The organism is Flavobacterium hibisci (genome assembly GCF_020026925.1).
Classification (GTDB): Bacteria; Bacteroidota; Bacteroidia; order Flavobacteriales; family Flavobacteriaceae; genus Flavobacterium; species Flavobacterium hibisci.
Map to the genome: position 1 here is coordinate 100,253 of NZ_JAIQDW010000011.1, position 16,757 is coordinate 117,009.

Below are 16,757 nucleotides of genomic sequence, written 5' to 3' on the forward strand. Positions count from 1 at the left end.
AAAATAAAATCAAATTATAATTTTTAAAACAAAAAACATGAAAACTAGAAATTTTTTATACGTATTAGCCTTAAGTTTTGGATTATTCGCAACAACATCTTGCAGCAATGAAGACAATGACGGAGAAACAATAGTACCAATCCAAGGAAAATATGAGTTAAGCCAAACTGGAATAATAGTTAATGGGAAAGAGGTTTTAACTGATGTAGAACAAGATTGCGCTACAGAAAAAGATTATTTAGAGCTAAGATTGAGCAATGTTGCAGTTATGGGCGATTATAATGATAATTGTGACAAAACTGAAACAAATGGAACTTATGTAAGATCGCATAATGATTTGACTCTAACTTTTGATGGTGTAAGTACAACTTCTGATATTATGAACCTTACTAATAAAGAGTTGAAATTAAAAGAAAAAGTGACTGGCGTGATTACAGTTTATAAAAGATAATCTTAGATCAAAAACATTCATTTGAATTAGTATTAAAACGGGAATAACAGCTATGTGTTATTTCCGTTTTTTTTTGTTTATAAAACGGAATTAAAATTAAGCAGTTTAGATAAGATTTTTGTTTTTAAATAAACTAATATATAATTGATTTTGATTATATTAGTTGAGATTTTGACTAACTCAAAACGATAAATATGGAAGATCAAAAAAGTAATGCAGATAATTTAATACCTAAGGTCAAAGGAATTGGCGGGATTTTTTTCTTTTCAGATGATCCGCAGAAAACTAAAGACTGGTATGCGAAAAATTTAGGTTTTGAAATCAGTGACTGGGGTACTTCCAGTTTTGAATCCCGGGATCTCAATAAGCCAGAGGAAATAAACTCGCTTCAATGGAGTCCTTTTAAAAAAGGAGATGACTATTTTTCTCCGTCGAAAAAAGATTTTATGATTAATTATCGCGTTCAGAACATTGAAGGATTAGTAGCTCAGCTTACAGAAAATGGGGTAACTATACTGGATGATATTGCAACTTACGATTACGGGAAATTTGTGCATATTATGGATGCTGAAGGAAATAAAATTGAACTTTGGGAACCAGCTTAGTATTCTATTAGCTATAAACCTCTCAGATATATTCTGGGAGGTTCTTGTTTTTAATCTTCCCAACCGCAAAGTGTGAGCCCATAACCCTGTGCCTGTTTCAGCGAGGTTTTTATAATTTCATGCCTGCAGGCAGTAAGTCCGCGGCAATTTTCAGAATAGTGATATTTTTTAGCACCTCTTGGCCCGCATATAAAAACACTGCTCTCGACAGGTTGAAAAGAAGAAAGTAAAACAACCATGAGAATTAATAATAAGTTATATTTCATGTGAAGTGTTTGTTTATTTGACCATTAAATAATATTCGTTTCTTTTTTTATCATAACCTTTTAGCTTTCCGTAAGAAATCCACTCTGTATTAATTTCGATATCTCCAATGCTGTCGTTTATTAAAATTCCGGCACCGTATTTTCCTTCGACATTAATATTCCCAAAAACCGATTCGCCTTTACTATTAACTCCTTTTACATCATAATTATACTCATAATGTCCTGAATATCCGGTTCTGTATTCGTATTGATACGTTTTGTCAACATGAAACGTTTTGGCTTCTTCGGGTGTTATTGTTTTGCGGTCATCTGCCGAGATTACTTTTTTGTAAAAAGAATTGATTTGCGGAGATGGAGGAGCATCAGCTTTTTTGCAGGAAAATATTAATAATACCAAGGACAGGATGGAGTAGTTTTTCAGCATGGGCGACGTGGTTTTACACTTCGTCAATGGAATAAATTTAAATATAATTTGGTATTTTAAAATGAGTATTTATACTTGATTTATTCCTTTTGTTTTCAATGAGTTAACCTTTCCGACATTTCTTCTTTTTCAACTATAATCTGAGAGGGAAGAATTATTTGGATTTTACCATTTACTGGATCTTTAAAAACCTGGCAACCAGCTCTGCAATTTTGGAATCGGAATCGGAATGCTTTTAAACCGCTTATAAAACCTTCTTTTTGAGTGGTTTCAAAAACATAATTTGAGCAGGATTTTTTGAAAATGCATTTTTTTCTTTTAGAAGCAGGTATGACTTTCCAGTATATTTGAATTACGAACAGTATTAGATATTTCATTTTTTCTGAAAAACAACCATTTGATTATTTGTTGTGAAACCTGGCTGAGCTCCAATTCCAAAACACCCTGATTCTGGATGTACAAATGTTGATACACTTTCTAAACGTACATATTCCCAACCCTGATTGGTGAAATTTTTTATTAAACTTTCTAATTGTTCGGCTACATGATTTGTGGTTCCTCTTTTGGGATCAATTGAGGCGACAAACGGTACTACTTTATATTCCATTTTTGATTTATTAAATTAAAAATTTGATTTAAATTCACTTTTTAAATGATATTCACATCTGAGCCTGACCATCATAAATTTCCACAGTATCCAGTAATTCTTTTTCAAAATGGTAAATATCTTCGATGGCTAAAATGGCAGTTTTTGACTCTGTTTTGTTATCATTAAAAAGACTGATGTATTTTTTTCCTCCGTTAAGATGTAATCTACAAAGCGGTTTACGGTTATTATCGTCTAAAAGGATTCCGAAATAGGATTGCGTGTCCCGGTGAACGATTCTTTTAATTGGAATTTTTCTTCTCAAAATCGCCACAACAATTCGGTACGCTTCCAGTTCTTCCTCAGTGGTGACTATTTTGCCTTCTTCTTCAACAGGAGCTATTTCTTCATCCTGCTGTTTAATTGTTTCTTTTGTAAGTGCAGCGTTGAGACGATCATTAATCCGGTCGTTTATGTATTGACTCACTGATTTCTGAACTAAATCTTTAAACTCGTCCACTACTTTTTCAGTTAATCTTCCGGTATAAACTTTACTGGCGAAAAGTTTGGTGAAATCATTGGATGGATTTTCAAGTTCTGCATTGATCTGCTTTTTGATTTCCTTAATATATTTTAAGGAACTCGCATTGCTCACAATATTATCGACATTAAAATTCGATTTGTGAAATTTGGTGATTTCATTAATTGTATTTTCTTTAAGATTCGTGATGTCAAATTCCAGAAATGGTTTTTCATCCATTTTATTCGGAGCATCTAAGTCGGTAAAAAACTGATAATTGATTCCGTTTGTCAAAAGAGCGAATCTGGTTTTAGTCACATGGAAATAGCGGAATAACTGTGAATTATGAATGGTCAGTTTTTCTTTCCAGCTTTTGCATTCTACTATGATGATTGGCTCTCCATTTTGAAAAATAGCATAATCTACTTTTTCTCCTTTTTTCAAGCCAAGATCAGCTGTAAACTCAGGCACCACTTCAAGCGGATTAAAAGCATCGTATCCGAGAACGTGTATAAAAGGCAGTACAAAAGCATGTTTGGTAGATTCTTCGGTATCAATTTTGTTTTTTAACTGATTGATTTTATCTGCTAATGATTTTAGTTGAATATTGATTTCCATTGGTTGGTGGTTTAAATTAATTATTCAAATGTAGAATCAATCATAATCAGTATTTTATGGAAATCCGTAAAAGCTGATTTTTTGTTTAGATATAAAATGAAATTGTAAAATTTTTAAAGAGAATTTCTTTAGGATTTCTTTTCTAAATGAAATCTTTGATGATTTTTTCCATGTTTGAAGGCAGATCGGCATTTTTGATTTCAAAATGTTTAATCTTCATTTCGGTAAACCATTTTGTCCAATAGGCTTTAATTACTTTTTCTTCATAAGGATTATTCTGATTCGGATTAATTCCTAAAACCAAAACTTCCAGATTAGATAAATTATCGCCGGCTTTAATAAAACCAAAATTCTTAGCATTAAAATCGGTCTCCCAGTCTTTAGTATTTAAACCATTTTTTCGAATCCATTCAGGAGTAAGATAAGAGGTTCGGTTTTCTTCCTTCATTATGGTATTATCATAAAACATATAGCCATCTGTCAGTATAACCAGAATATTTCGGTCATCGATTTCTATGCATTGATCTTTTACTTTAGTATCAAAAAAGCTCCAGATGTCAGAGCCGATATAATGGTTGTCTTTTATAGCTGATTCGTATATTTTTGAGGTTTGTGAAGCGTAATTTGCATTGATTGAATTCAGTAAATCTTTCGAAGCATTATTTTTATCAATAACAATTTTTAACTTCTGTGAAATTGAATTGATCTCTGGATCTTTGGGTTCGGGATTAAAAAATAACTGCATTTTATCATCAATCTGCCTGATTCTTTTTGATTTTAAATGTGCTGTAAAAGCTTCTAAGACCGATTTTATATAGCCTAAATCTCTCTGGTAGTATTCCATCGTTGGGTTAGGATTTTTTTGGATACTTATTCTGTCCGATAAATCAAGAAGTATACTAATATTGTAATTTTCGGATTTAGTATTTTTAGAGCTCACTTCTTTTTTGTCTTTTTCAGGTTGCTGTTTGCATGAAAATGCCAGAACAAAAAATAATAATAGGGTGAAAATTTTTATAATATTGTTCATAGGATTAGTTTTTAGAATATACTAAATGTTGAAAATCAGGATCGACCAGATTTAATTTGCTCAGATGTTCTTCAGAGTGAAGTTCGCAGCTTTCCAAAAGTTCTGTTTTTTCTTTATGTGCCAAAGCAATTTCTGTATTTATGGCCTGAAACCATCCTTCTTTATATTGATGATGATAGTGCAGGTATTCTTTTACCGGAAAAACAAATCCGTCAATTTTAGACTGGAGTTCTGAAATTCTTCCGTTTACCGTTACAATCTGCTGTTTGAAATCATTTATCTTATTGATATATTCTATTTTCTGTTTTTCCAGATCCATCAGATTTTCTTTTTTGCCTCTTATAAAAGCTCTGATTTTGTCAATGTTTTCAAATTCTTTCATTACAAAATCAAAAACAAGTCCCCAAATAATATAGACAACAAAACCTGCAAAAATAATCATCCAGAATTCGGCTTCGCCCAAAGCGATATTTAAGTTATAAGGAGCAGAATCTGTAGTTTTATTAAACTCATAAATCTTTTTTTCGATTTGATAAGCCAATAGCGCATCAAATAAAAAGGTGGTGACAAAAAGGGCAATCATTCTGAAAATATTTTTGATCCCTTTTCCTTTTTGTACCATATGAATTACATAGCCTAATCCCATAAATACAAACGGAATTGTTACGACTAAAACTCCTTCAAGCCAGCTAGCTTTAAAAGAATTTGTAAAGGCATCGGCATCAAAAATGGCTGCCGTTAAACTGTCATTTGAGAATTCTTTGAAAAATGCAGAATACGAAGCCGAAATATAAAAAACCAAAACATAAAGTGTAATAGGAAGGAGTAAAAACAAGCCGATATAAAACTGTGCCTTTAAGCCTTTACCGTCTTCAATTCCGAATTTATCAGGATTCCGTTTTACTTCGATGATTTCATTTTTTATCTCATCAGCAGACTCGTTGATATCCTGCTCTTTCTTTTCGTAAATTCCTATTGCTGCTTCACACTTTTTGAGTTCTGTGCGATTCTTTTCCTGCTCTTCGCGATAAGGCTGTTTTAATCTGTCCTGTTCTAATTTTTGTTTTCGGCACTGATCTTCAAAACTCATGTATAAGTTTTGTAAACATGCTTTTAGCACAATTGGTTTGCCTGTTGCTTTTATCGAAGCAGCGAAACCGCTCTGATAATAGGTAATTCTGATTTGTTCTCTGTCTTCTTCATTTTCTTCGAGAAGGTTAGAAGCAGCATCTGTGGATTTTTTTAAACTAAATAATTGTGAAAGTGTTTTCATAACTTAAGCGTTTAGTTGACTAATAATTTCTTCTTTACCAATGTTTTTCTGTACGCAATGGATTAGATAGTCAGATAAATCATTGATATTTTCTTCAACGAAATCAAATTTTCTGCAATATTTTCTAAGCATATTCAATTCGTCATCCGTAACTTTTCCATCAGCCCAGATAATTCGGGTAAGATCATACAGATATTCAATTTTTGTGTTTAAAGATTCGGGTACAATAAACTCTGTATTTACAGGATTTAGAAAAAGCTTATCAAGCTCTTCTTTAGGAATTCCTCTTTCATCTGCAAAATGATACAGCATTTGAAGTTCCAAAACATCAAACTGATCATCTGATAATGCCATTTGATATAATCTTAAAAAATGACTTTTTAGTTCTAGTGTTATCATGTTTATTTCTTTAAGTTTTCGCAGGCAATACCATCACCGTCAGAATCTAAGTTTTTGTAGCAGCTTTTATTATTGTCATATGCAGATTGTGCTTGTGCCTGATTTGCAAAATCGCCACAAGTTTTGGTTGGACAATCTGAATCTGAAGAACAAGAGATTGAAAATGCTATTACTGTAAAAACTGCAAGTAGAATTATTATAAGTTTATTATGTTTCATTTTATTTGATAAATTAAAAATGTTAAAAGTCCTGTGAATATGAATAGTACAAAACATCCGCTATTTTGGTATTTTAATCCAGGGATGCCTGTTTTTACAGAATAGCCGGATTTACTAAATGTGCCTATTTTAGTTCTTAAACTTGGAGAAATTCCCGATTTGCTAATATTTAGTCCGAGTCCGCCTCCAAGCTTAATTCTTTTTTGAAATCGAAAGCCCATGGTTATTTACATTCAGGCAATTCTAATAAATTGTTTTTCTCGGTTGTGTCAGCCTCAGTTTTCAAGTATTTGTTTCCCAATACAGTTTTTGCAATTATTACGTTTACTTTTTGGCCATAGACATTATTGACATAAAAAGTCCATTCACCACCTTCTATACCTTTTATAGCATCTGCTAAAGATAATTTCCAATGTGTTCCATTATTATTTATTCCCCCAATACTTAAAATACGCTCATGTATATTATATCTATCAGATTTATTTATACATTTAATTTCATGTGATGTTGCCATTTTGTTTTTTATTTAGTTAATAAATATTTAATTGGTTTTGATATTTCAAAAGTAAAACCAATAAAAACCAGTATTTTACGGAAAACCATAATCCGGGAAATTTTAATTCCAGGAATAAAAAAAGCCCCCGAAGGAGCTTAAAAAGTAAAATGATGAGTAATTAAATTATCCCCATATCTTTTGTAATCGAAACCAGATGAACGGTATTATTTGCCTTAAAAAAGTCTTTGAGTTTTGAAAGTCTTTTTTCAACAGCGCTTTTACTGTTGGGCTTAATATCTGAATTTTTAAAAATCTCTATGATTTCATCCTGAGAAGTGCCCGAAGACAAATGTTTTAGAATCTGAATATCAACATCATCTATTTCGTAGTTGTTTTTTTCCTGAAGGGCAGATGCTACTTCCGGAGAGATGAACTTTTGGTCTGAAGTCGAAATGATGTTGATTGCTTTTTTAAGTTCTTCGATACTGTTTCGTCCTTTTAATACAAAAGCATCAATTTCAGCATTTTCAAAAAGTGATTTGATGCGAATTCCTTTGTCTTCGATTGAGTAAACGATGATTTTGATATTGGGCTGTATCTCCCGGACTTTCTGAATTAGTTCATCTCCGCTGATTATTTTTACCTCGCGATGGTCTTTTTTAAACGAAAGATCACTAATTAATAAATCGTAAGGTTCATTATCCTGAATAGCTTTTCTTATTTTTAGAAAAGCATCATCACAATATTTCGCATGTTGAAAATTGACAATGTTGAAATCAATTAAAGTTTGTTTGACTGCTAAATTGAATTCTTCAAAATCTTCTGCTATTATTACTTTTTTAAACATAGGCTTTTATTTAGGCATTGTTATTTTTACTTTGAAACCTTTATCGGGTTCAGTATCAAAAGTAATAGTTCCTTTTATGGCCAGAATACGGTTTTCCATATTTTGCAAACCATTTTTTATGATTGTTGATTTTTCGCAGCCATTTCCGTTATCACTATATTTGATAGTTACCAAATTCGATTTGCTGTCAAACGTAATGGCTACTAAAGGAGCTTCGCTATGTTTTTTCATGTTGACCATTAATTCCTGAAGTACTCTATGGATGGTAACCTTTTTTTCATCATCCAGGTTCTCCCAGTTTATCTTTTCAATGTTTGTAATAATAACATTTGTACTGCTGCTATTATAAGTCGAAAGCATTTCTTTTAAGTTAACAGCATAATTAGGACCGGTATCAACATTACTATTTTCTCTGGAAATTCCGCGAACCCGTGAATAAATATGATCGAGGTTCTGTAATAAGGTTTCTTTATTGTTCCCGGAAGTTAAAGACTGTGTTTGTGTGTAAGTGATAGCGTAAAAAACATCATTGGCCAGTTCGTCATGGATATCTTTAGCAATTCTGGTTTCGGTATCGTAAGCTGTTTTTATTTTTTCAATTCGATTTCGGTTTTCATAACGTTTTTTTAGATAAGCCAATAAACAGAACAGGGAAATAATCCCAATTATGAAGAAGATTCTTTGGTATTTTGCTTCCTGAAGTGCCAATAAATTTTCTGCTTTTTCTAACCGGAGTTTCTGGTTTTCGTCTTTTTCTTTTTTTGAGTCGTATTTGATTTTGGCAAATTTATTTTTGTAGTTGTTTCTTATTTTAGTTATGCTATCGTTTAGTGTGATATATTTTTGCGCATATTCAATGTTTTTTTTGCTAAAATCATTTAAGATCAAAAATTGTAATGCTCTTAATCGTTCATCAATACTATTAAGTTTTGTCGCTGATCTGTATGCTTCCAGAGCATGTTGGTTTGATTTCTTTAAATCTGTTTTGATGTAAAATTCAGATAGATGCAAATGGCTTTCGATACTTCCGTAAGGATCATTATTTTGAGTTCTAATATTGAAACCTTCAGTCATTAGTACAAAACCTTTCTTTGCAAAACCTTTCTTAAAATAGGTATAACCTAAATTGTCTATGACCCGTGCTTTAGTCTCTAAATTACTTAATTTTTTGTTTCGAATGGACTCCAGTATGTTGATAGCTTTGTCATATTTTTTTTGAAGAATGTAAACAACCGCAATATTATTTAAAGGAGATTGTTTTGATATAGAATCTGTGCAATCTTTTATTGCTTCGTTATAATAGTAAATAGCATCGTTGTACAATGAAAGTTCTTTATCTGCTATACCAAAATAGTTATTAATTGAAGCGCTGTAAATATCTTTTTTTTTGATGTAAGGTAATGCTTCAGTTAGTGTTTGCTTACTTCCATAATAATCACCATTTATTTGCTGTATTGAGGCCATCTGAATAAGAATGTATACAACATTAGCAGTATCCTTTAAACTTTCATAAGTTATTTTTGATTTATTGAAGTTGTAAAAAGAAACGTTAAAGTTTTTTTTCTCAAAATTGACTATTGCTTTTTCCCGAAAACGTGTTGCTTCTTTTTTAGGAGATGTTGTATTTGTAGTAATAGCATTCGGGACCTTTTCCTTGCAAGAAAGAATAACGAGAAAAAAAAATAAATATAAAAACGGGGATCGTAGCATAACACATACTTTCCCCGAAATTAATGATTAATTGTATACTTATTAATTTAATATATTATTATTTTGGTGGTGGAGGTGGTACTCTAATTGGATCATCTCCAGGACCATCAGCATAAGTTGGTGCTATTTCTTTTTTTGTTTCAGTTTCATATTCGTCAGCTGTGCAGGAAAATAATGTAGTAGTCAATAGCGCAAACGCTCCCATTAAAAATAAAGTTTTCATGTTTTTTGATTTAAAAATTAGACATGGGTATTGCTGTCCGGATTCTGTCCGGATCTTGTTTGGCAATACCAAATTTTGGTTGGGAAGTGAAGTGCGTAGAACAGTAAAATTTTATTTATACTTCCCGGATAAAGTCCGTCTTACGGTTTTCCGCACTTTTAATTGAACTAGTTTTGTACTTTTGTTTTGTGCTGCAGATCAAAACGTTAACTTGATTCTGAGGCAAAGTAACAACCATTGCAAACCTGAATTGATACGGAATTCCAGGACGCCTTGAAAAGTCGATTTAAATCTGATAAAGGTTTGAGATGTCCTGAAAAATCCGATGTTGTCCGGAAAAAAATAGTATAAAAAGTGATGCCTATGTATAACAATACTTTAAATGAAGATGATTATAAAGAAGCAGTTAGAAGTAAATTTGAAAAAGAAAAAGATGGGATTTATTCTAATTATTTGAATAATCCGTCTCAAGCTAACTTGAGGGATTTGTGTTGGAAGATTTTTAAATCAAATGAAAACACAGATGACTTAAATGCATACAGTGATTTTTTTAAATTTAAATTTGATTCAAATAATGAAAATACTTCAACTACTTATACCGATAAGTTTAAAAAAGTTGGAAGATTTTTTAAAGGAGAAACAAAACCAGCAAAAATTGATACTATAAATTTCGCTGCAGTTTTAGTTGATTTTGAATTTAGACCTTTTGGGAAGTTTAAAAAGCATTATACCAATGGTCAGAAAAATGCTGAAGGAGAAAATAATTTGATGGATGAAACTGAAACAGTTCAAGAGTTTGAAATTGAAAGCGAAGTTAAAAATGAAGATTCGATTCAAATAGAAAAATTAAATGAAGAGAGAAATTCATCGGAACAAGAAAATTTAGATAAAACAGCATTGCCTAAGAAAGAAGAAAGCGTAATCATAGATCATGGAATTCCAAAAGAGGAAAATATTTTAAAAAAAGTTAAAACAACAGAAGTTCTTAAGCCAGTAGAATTATTTTTGGGCATTGAAAGTGAACCAGGCCCAGAAAAGGATTATTGGATAAAACGAAATAAATGGGTCGGAATAGGAATACTTTTTTTTCTAGGTCTTTTAGTTTATTATTACTGCGCACAAAAAAACGAATGTATGCAATGGTCAGGAGATCATTATGAAGAAGTAAGCTGTGATTTAGAAATACAGGGAATAGGAACCTACAATGTTGTCGAACCTTTTGATGAAAGAATAATTAACCTTCGAAAAATTAAGGTATGTGATACCACTACTTTTTTTAAAAACGGAGAAGCAATTATCTGGTATGCGAAAGTAGGAGATGGGGTGGAATTTTTTAATACGCATGGAAGACATCCTGAAAATAAAAAACCATTAAGACCCGTGACGAAATATATTATTGATAAATACGTGATAAATAAATAGCTGAAATTAAAAAACCTCCCAAATTATTTCTGAGAGGTTTTTATTTATGACGTAAAGGGAGAATTTATTGTTAATTATCCCCATAATTAGGGCATCCAAAGCATTTGCGTGACAAATCAAACTGATAGGTTAATGAAAGTTCATAAACGCCTCCTGTTCTTCCTATTTTGGTAGTATTAAGGTCATATGAAAGTCCTAATCGTAAATGTTCGTATTGCAGTCCTGTGAAAAAATTGACTGAGGTTAGTAATTCATTGTTCATTCCATTTTTAGCAGGATTGGTAACGAAGGTTGTTCCAAAAAACATTTTTTCGAATAAGATAGAAGCGCCTAAATCAAATCGGTTATATCTACCTTGCTGCATGTAGTTTGAAGTAAAAAACATTTTTGTCTCATACGGAAAAAACAATACATCAATATAATCTGCTACCAGAAATTCATATCCGCTGCTTAGCGAGAAAAAAGTATTTAATGGTAGGTTTCCATTTGCACTCAGGGCAATATTTGGTCGGTTGAGGTGTTTCATCGAAAGACCGATCCAAAGATCATCGGTATTGAAAACCATTCCAGCGGATACATCAAAAAAAGTAACCCTGTCATTAGCTAGCAATGGATCGATAGAAGTTGCATTGTTTGAACCGCCTATATTGATCTGATCTTCCAATAGTAAATTCCCAAAGGCAAATGACTTTAGACCAAAACCAGCTTCAATACCCGGTCTGAAAGTCCAGGTATCATTAATTCTTACCCTGTAGGCATAATTGGCATTGATTTGTGTAAAATTATATTTGGAAGCATTTTCTCTCTGGTTTAAAATGTTTAAGCCAATTCCGCTGTTAAGTTTATCACTCCAGGTATTTACAAAGGCATAATCTGTGTCCACGCTTAAATCTAATTCTGGCCATTGTTCACGATGAATAATTCCTGCGTAAGTAGTTTCCATAAAACCGGTAAAACCAGCATTTAGGGTTTCGGGAACTAAAAAATATTGTGTAAAAATAGGATCCTGCGCTCTTGTTTTGGTATAAAAACAACATGTTATCAGTATAACAACTAGTAATTTTAATCTCATTTTCTTAATCTGTTGCTTTTATTTAATTAATGTTAATGATCCTTTTTCTGTTATGGTGTGGTTGTAAAAAGTTTTGGCCGTTATACTGTAATAGTAATTGCCGTTTTCAGCGTCCAGATCTTTAATTTTTCCTTTCCAGCCATGAATGTTAACCCCGCTTTCTGTATAAATAATACCTCCCCAAGTATCATAAATATCCAGGGTTACATTGTTGAGCCCCTGAAATACAGGCGCAAATGAATCGTTGATTCCGTCATTATTAGGTGTAAAAGCGTTCGGCATAACGAGCTTATATCCTTTTTCTACAAGAATACTGGTTTCATAAGAATACTGACACCCAAAAGGATAGTTCACAACTTGTTTGATGGTATAGGTGCCTTCTCTGGTATAAATATGCTCCGGATTGGTTTCTGTTGAGAAATTACCGTCTCCAAAATCCCATGATGTACTTGTGAAGTCTCCTGTAGCCTGATTTGTAAATTTAACCGGATCGTAAACAGAATAAAGATCAAACATCTCTTTTCCGTAAGAACTTGTAGAAAAATTTGCGACACCTAAAACAGGTTTTTTGACATTATGATTTACATCGGCAGTACAGCCAAAACTATCGGTAACGGTAAAAATGATTAGCCCTTTATTATCGGTTTTCATTATTTCGCCATTAGCACCAGAAACAACACCGTCTGACCATTTTAAAGTATAAGGCGGAATACCTCCTTTAACGTGTCCTACAAATGTCTGATCTACAAATCTCGTATCGCAATTAAAATCAGTTAAAATTTCAATTGTAGGTGTAAGTTGTTCGAATCGTATAATTTTAAAGGTATCTGATTTTTTACAGCCTCTTGAATCTGTTACTGTAACCGTATAGTTATCAGGCGTAAGCTGACTCAAATCTTCAGTTCGTGCTCCGTTAGACCAGGCATAAGTATAAGGGGCTGTACCACCTGTAACAACAAGGTCAATAACACCAGTATTTGCTTTAACGCAGTCAAGCGGGTTTGACACATCTCCTCTTATTTCTAATTCGAGCGGGTCAACAACGATATATTCTGCCTCGATTACACATAATTTAGCATCGGTAATTTTTACCTTATAGCTTCCTGGACCAAGATTATTTCTTTCAATCCCGGCTGTAGAACCATCACTCCATTCCAGTTTAAGAGGCGCCTGCCCGCCAACAAGATTAAGTCGGATGTGTGCATCATTTGCTCCATGGCAGGAAATATTTTGAAAGTCCGGATTAATCATAAATACCGGCGCATTGTTAATCGTTATTAGAAAATCTTTCGGACATCCCAAAGCATCAGTAATGGTAATTAGATAGTTTCCTGCAGACAAATTAGACTGTTCCATGCCCGTTCCTAAATTGCTCCATTTTATAATATATGGATCACCGGTTGTAAAAGGAACACCGCCGGTAATCCCATTAATTTTTATAACTCCATCCCTTACACTGTAACAAGTTAAATGAGTAACAGAGTAGTTTAATTTAATTTCAGGGTTTTGCAGTATTTCTACTTTTAGAGAAACTGTACAACCTGAATTGTCCGTAACCGTTAAATTGTAAGTACCTGCATACAGGTTCTTTAAATTTTGAAGATTACTTCTAAACCCATTTGGCCCTGTCCAGCTGTAACGATGGCTAGGTCTTCCTCCTGATGAACTTACATTAATTTCACCGGTATTATATCCGTAGCATAAGATATCAACCTGGCTTTCCCATTTTACTTCCAGTAATGGTGGTTCAATAACGGTAAAACTGGTTCCTGTAAGTACACCACAATTATTAGCTTCTGTTATTTTAACCTGATATACTCCTTTTTCTAAATTATTTATGTTTCCGGAATTAACAGTATATGGATTTCCATCTTTTGTCCAGACAAAATTGTAAGGAGGTGTACCGCCGGTTACAGAAGTATTGATAGTTCCGTTTTTTAATCCAAAACACGTAATGTCGTTTTTACTTTCGCCTGTAATTCTAAATTCTCCCGGCTCTGAGACATAATATGAAGTAGTAAAAGGACAGCCCCCATTATCTCTGATTGATAAATAATAGGTACCTGCTTTTAAATTAGAAATATCCTGATCTGAACTCGTAAATCCGTTAGGACTTGTCCAGGATATTATGTAGGGGGTTCCTGTTGCATAAGGTGTTCCTCCACTTACAACTATGTTGATACTCCCGTCATTTGATCCATAACATTTGCCATTTTTTATAGTCTGAACTACTTTTATTATTGGTTCTACCGTAACGGTAACAGTAAAATCAGGCCCAGGACATGAAGTCGATATTGGAGATACAGTATAGGTTACCGTTGCAGGACTGGCAGTATTATTTATCAAGGTCTGGCTAATACTTGTTCTAGGACTTGACTGCGCACTTGCACCGCTTACCGCACCCGGTGGAGAAACTACTGGATTAGACCATATATAAGTAGTTCCTGAAGGGACATTATCTGTTGTTCCGTTACTGATAGGTGTAATCTGAAAAGTATTGCCACTGCATATTTTTGCTGTTTTAGGAGTTATAACAGGAGAAAGAACCATGTCAACAGAAAAATTTCTTGATACTGTTGAGGTTCCACAGCTGTTTGTAACACTAAATGTTGCTACATAATTTCCGGTAGTCGTATAATTAATAGCCCCAGGATTAGGTAGTGTAGAAGTTGACGGTGTACCTCCCGGGAAACTCCATAAGTATGTAATTTCTGAAGCAGGGGAACAGGTTTCTTCTACTAATCCTTCAGGGTAGATTGTTGCCGATTTACAAAAATCTGAAATTGGTTTCAAAGAAATAACAGGTTTCTTTTTTACATGGATTGCCTGAGTGGTTTCACGCTCTATTCCACAAGAATTCCATGTTCTAAGTCTTAGATAATAAATTCCTGGGGTTGTAAAATTAAAAGCAGGATCTTTAGAAGAGGAATAAGTTCCGTTTGCAAAATTCCATTGACCTCTTCCTGATCCGGGCGAAGTTTCTTTACCACAATATGCCGGAGAATAACCAGTCACATCCCAAAAGAAACTTGAAACACCACAGCTTAAATTGGTGTCGGTAGTATTGTTTATCTGAACTGTTTCTGATGCACAGGCATTGCCAAAAGTAAATTGTGGCTGTAATACGGGTTCCACACAGATGTATTGTGCAGCAGGAGTGATCCCGACACCACAAGGTGTTGTAGCATTCAGGGTAACTTTATAAGTACCTGGCGCTGAATAGGAGTGATAGGGATTAACTTCTCTCGAAGTTGTACCATCTCCAAAATCCCAGGTATAAACATTCACAGTACTACAACCATTAGTATAACCTGCATAGGTTGAATTATTGAAGCGTACACCTGAATTTACACATGCAACAGACGGAATGTTAAAACTAATTACCGGCACGTCTAAAATAATAATGGGACCAGCAGTAAGATAAGTGCTTCCACAAGATGTTGTAATAGTTAAGGTAACAGTATTTCCTGACGGACAGTTAGCCCTTGTAAACTTATGTGGAATAGGAAAATTTTGTGAAGCCTGAGGATTGAACCTGTTATAATAAACAGAGCTTTCAAGTTGTGCCTGAGTATAAGGTTGAGTTGTGCCATCGCCATAGTCGACCACATATCTGGTATCTGATGGGTTAAGTGCCCAGGAACCAATCGCAAAATCCATTGGGTCTACCGGCACACATAAATTAGTTGTGTTTCCGGGAGCGATAAGGGCACCAATTGGATTATTAGAGTTCTTAACAACATACGTGACAGAATTATTACAGCTTCCAACGGCAGTAATCACCATATTAAAAGAACCCAATTTTTGGTATTCGTGAGTTTTTGGAAAAGTGACATTTGTTTCCGCACTTCCGTCGCCCCAGTTAACATTATAAGATGTTACACATGAAGCAGAAGCTGAACTATTTCCAACATTAATAGTATATTTTGGATTTGAATTATTGTCCCCGCATCTTTCAAAAGGTTTATTAGAACCCGGAGCATTTAGATCAGTAAATTTTAAATCGGGTTTTTGTTTTACAGAAACAGTTTTTGTAATAGAAGTTTCGCCACTGGCATCTGTAACGGTTAGTTTTACACTAAAATTCTGAGTTCCGCAACCTACTGCAGTAAAGATGTGAGTCGGGTTCATTTCGCTCGAAGTTGTCCCGTCATCAAATTCCCATTTGTAAGTAAGAGGTCCAGTACCGCTTGCATTGGAGTTAAAAGTAACCGGAGTGCCGGAACAGGCACCATCATTGGTAAAACTGAAATTAACGGTTGGAGGTAAAAATAATTTATTTGAACTGTTTTCGAAACTGTAAACAGTTGTGGTAATTATTGAAATAAAAAGTAATGTTAAGAAGTAAAGTTTCTTCATGTAGTATAATTCGGTTATTTTCGGCGGTAAAAGTATGTGTTTTTTTTTAATCAAAGAAAGATTACGAATAATGATTTTGAATAATTTGTAAGTTTTATAGCAAAATTGATAAAACCTGAAATTTCTTTTGTAGAGATAAATCACGAATCATTTATACAATAGTTTTAACTCTTTCACAATAAGTCAAAAGAATCAAATAATAATCAGAACCTTGTAAATAATAATTGTTAGTATGATA

General features: G+C 33.3%; 19 protein-coding genes. 3 read left to right on the forward strand and 16 right to left on the reverse strand.

Annotated features, from left to right (window positions below):
- The first annotated feature begins 37 nt into the window (after window positions 1-37).
- Window positions 38-451, forward strand: coding sequence for a lipocalin family protein (locus K8B81_RS12825; RefSeq protein ID WP_223681997.1), 414 nt, complete (start codon window positions 38-40; stop codon window positions 449-451).
- A 194-nt stretch (window positions 452-645) separates the two neighbouring features.
- Window positions 646-1,056 (forward strand): VOC family protein, encoded by a 411-nt coding sequence (locus K8B81_RS12830; protein WP_223681998.1) that lies wholly within the window; start codon window positions 646-648, stop codon window positions 1,054-1,056.
- Window positions 1,057-1,106: 50 nt separating this feature from the next.
- Here K8B81_RS12830 and K8B81_RS12835 read toward each other — a convergent pair whose 3' ends face one another.
- The 14 genes from K8B81_RS12835 to K8B81_RS12900 form a co-directional block, all read right to left on the reverse strand.
- Window positions 1,107-1,322, reverse strand: coding sequence for a hypothetical protein (locus tag K8B81_RS12835; protein ID WP_223681999.1), 216 nt, complete (start codon window positions 1,320-1,322; stop codon window positions 1,107-1,109).
- A 13-nt stretch (window positions 1,323-1,335) separates the two neighbouring features.
- Window positions 1,336-1,746 (reverse strand): hypothetical protein, encoded by a 411-nt coding sequence (locus K8B81_RS12840; protein ID WP_223682000.1) that lies wholly within the window; start codon window positions 1,744-1,746, stop codon window positions 1,336-1,338.
- 95 nt (window positions 1,747-1,841) lie between these two features.
- On the reverse strand, window positions 1,842-2,123 hold the full coding sequence (gene yidD, locus K8B81_RS12845) for a membrane protein insertion efficiency factor YidD (protein ID WP_223682001.1): 282 nt from the start codon (window positions 2,121-2,123) through the stop codon (window positions 1,842-1,844).
- Window positions 2,120-2,353 (reverse strand): hypothetical protein, encoded by a 234-nt coding sequence (locus K8B81_RS12850; RefSeq protein ID WP_223682002.1) that lies wholly within the window; start codon window positions 2,351-2,353, stop codon window positions 2,120-2,122. The genes yidD and K8B81_RS12850 overlap by 4 nt, the downstream gene beginning before the upstream one ends.
- 52 nt (window positions 2,354-2,405) lie before the next feature.
- Window positions 2,406-3,470 (reverse strand): type I restriction endonuclease, encoded by a 1,065-nt coding sequence (locus K8B81_RS12855; RefSeq protein WP_223682003.1) that lies wholly within the window; start codon window positions 3,468-3,470, stop codon window positions 2,406-2,408.
- 142 nt (window positions 3,471-3,612) lie between these two features.
- Entirely contained in the window at window positions 3,613-4,500 is an 888-nt protein-coding gene (locus K8B81_RS12860) for a hypothetical protein (RefSeq protein ID WP_223682004.1), read from the reverse strand.
- A 4-nt stretch (window positions 4,501-4,504) separates the two neighbouring features.
- On the reverse strand, window positions 4,505-5,773 hold the full coding sequence (locus K8B81_RS12865; protein WP_223682005.1) for an ABC transporter permease: 1,269 nt from the start codon (window positions 5,771-5,773) through the stop codon (window positions 4,505-4,507).
- A gap of 3 nt (window positions 5,774-5,776) precedes the next feature.
- The gene (locus K8B81_RS12870; RefSeq protein ID WP_223682006.1) at window positions 5,777-6,172 is read right to left on the reverse strand and encodes a tellurite resistance TerB family protein; all 396 of its coding nucleotides are present in this window, start codon (window positions 6,170-6,172) and stop codon (window positions 5,777-5,779) included.
- A 2-nt stretch (window positions 6,173-6,174) separates the two neighbouring features.
- On the reverse strand, window positions 6,175-6,390 hold the full coding sequence (locus K8B81_RS12875) for an excalibur calcium-binding domain-containing protein (protein ID WP_223682007.1): 216 nt from the start codon (window positions 6,388-6,390) through the stop codon (window positions 6,175-6,177).
- The gene (locus tag K8B81_RS21090) at window positions 6,387-6,611 is read right to left on the reverse strand and encodes a DUF4236 domain-containing protein (protein ID WP_223682008.1); all 225 of its coding nucleotides are present in this window, start codon (window positions 6,609-6,611) and stop codon (window positions 6,387-6,389) included. Before K8B81_RS21090 ends, K8B81_RS12875 begins: the two co-directional genes overlap by 4 nt.
- Before the next feature lie 2 nt (window positions 6,612-6,613).
- Window positions 6,614-6,904 carry a DUF3892 domain-containing protein gene (locus tag K8B81_RS12885; protein ID WP_223682009.1) on the reverse strand — a complete coding sequence of 97 codons (291 nt, stop codon included), beginning with the start codon at window positions 6,902-6,904 and terminating at the stop codon, window positions 6,614-6,616.
- Window positions 6,905-7,064: 160 nt separating this feature from the next.
- The gene (locus K8B81_RS12890; RefSeq protein WP_223682010.1) at window positions 7,065-7,733 is read right to left on the reverse strand and encodes a response regulator; all 669 of its coding nucleotides are present in this window, start codon (window positions 7,731-7,733) and stop codon (window positions 7,065-7,067) included.
- Window positions 7,734-7,739: 6 nt separating this feature from the next.
- Window positions 7,740-9,443, reverse strand: coding sequence for a tetratricopeptide repeat-containing sensor histidine kinase (locus tag K8B81_RS12895; RefSeq protein ID WP_223682011.1), 1,704 nt, complete (start codon window positions 9,441-9,443; stop codon window positions 7,740-7,742).
- 58 nt (window positions 9,444-9,501) lie between these two features.
- Entirely contained in the window at window positions 9,502-9,666 is a 165-nt protein-coding gene (locus K8B81_RS12900) for a hypothetical protein (RefSeq protein WP_223682012.1), read from the reverse strand.
- Between the two features lie 363 nt (window positions 9,667-10,029).
- Here K8B81_RS12900 and K8B81_RS12905 point away from each other — a divergent pair, with 363 nt between their 5' ends.
- The gene (locus K8B81_RS12905; protein ID WP_223682013.1) at window positions 10,030-11,088 is read left to right on the forward strand and encodes a hypothetical protein; all 1,059 of its coding nucleotides are present in this window, start codon (window positions 10,030-10,032) and stop codon (window positions 11,086-11,088) included.
- A gap of 70 nt (window positions 11,089-11,158) precedes the next feature.
- Here the strand turns inward: K8B81_RS12905 and K8B81_RS12910 are convergent, their stop codons facing one another.
- Both K8B81_RS12910 and K8B81_RS21055 read right to left on the reverse strand, forming a co-directional pair.
- Window positions 11,159-12,160, reverse strand: coding sequence for a PorP/SprF family type IX secretion system membrane protein (locus K8B81_RS12910; protein WP_025572680.1), 1,002 nt, complete (start codon window positions 12,158-12,160; stop codon window positions 11,159-11,161).
- Between the two features lie 18 nt (window positions 12,161-12,178).
- Window positions 12,179-16,519, reverse strand: a complete 4,341-nt coding sequence (locus tag K8B81_RS21055; protein ID WP_317196959.1) for a PKD domain-containing protein — start codon at window positions 16,517-16,519, stop codon at window positions 12,179-12,181.
- Window positions 16,520-16,757 lie beyond the last annotated feature (238 nt).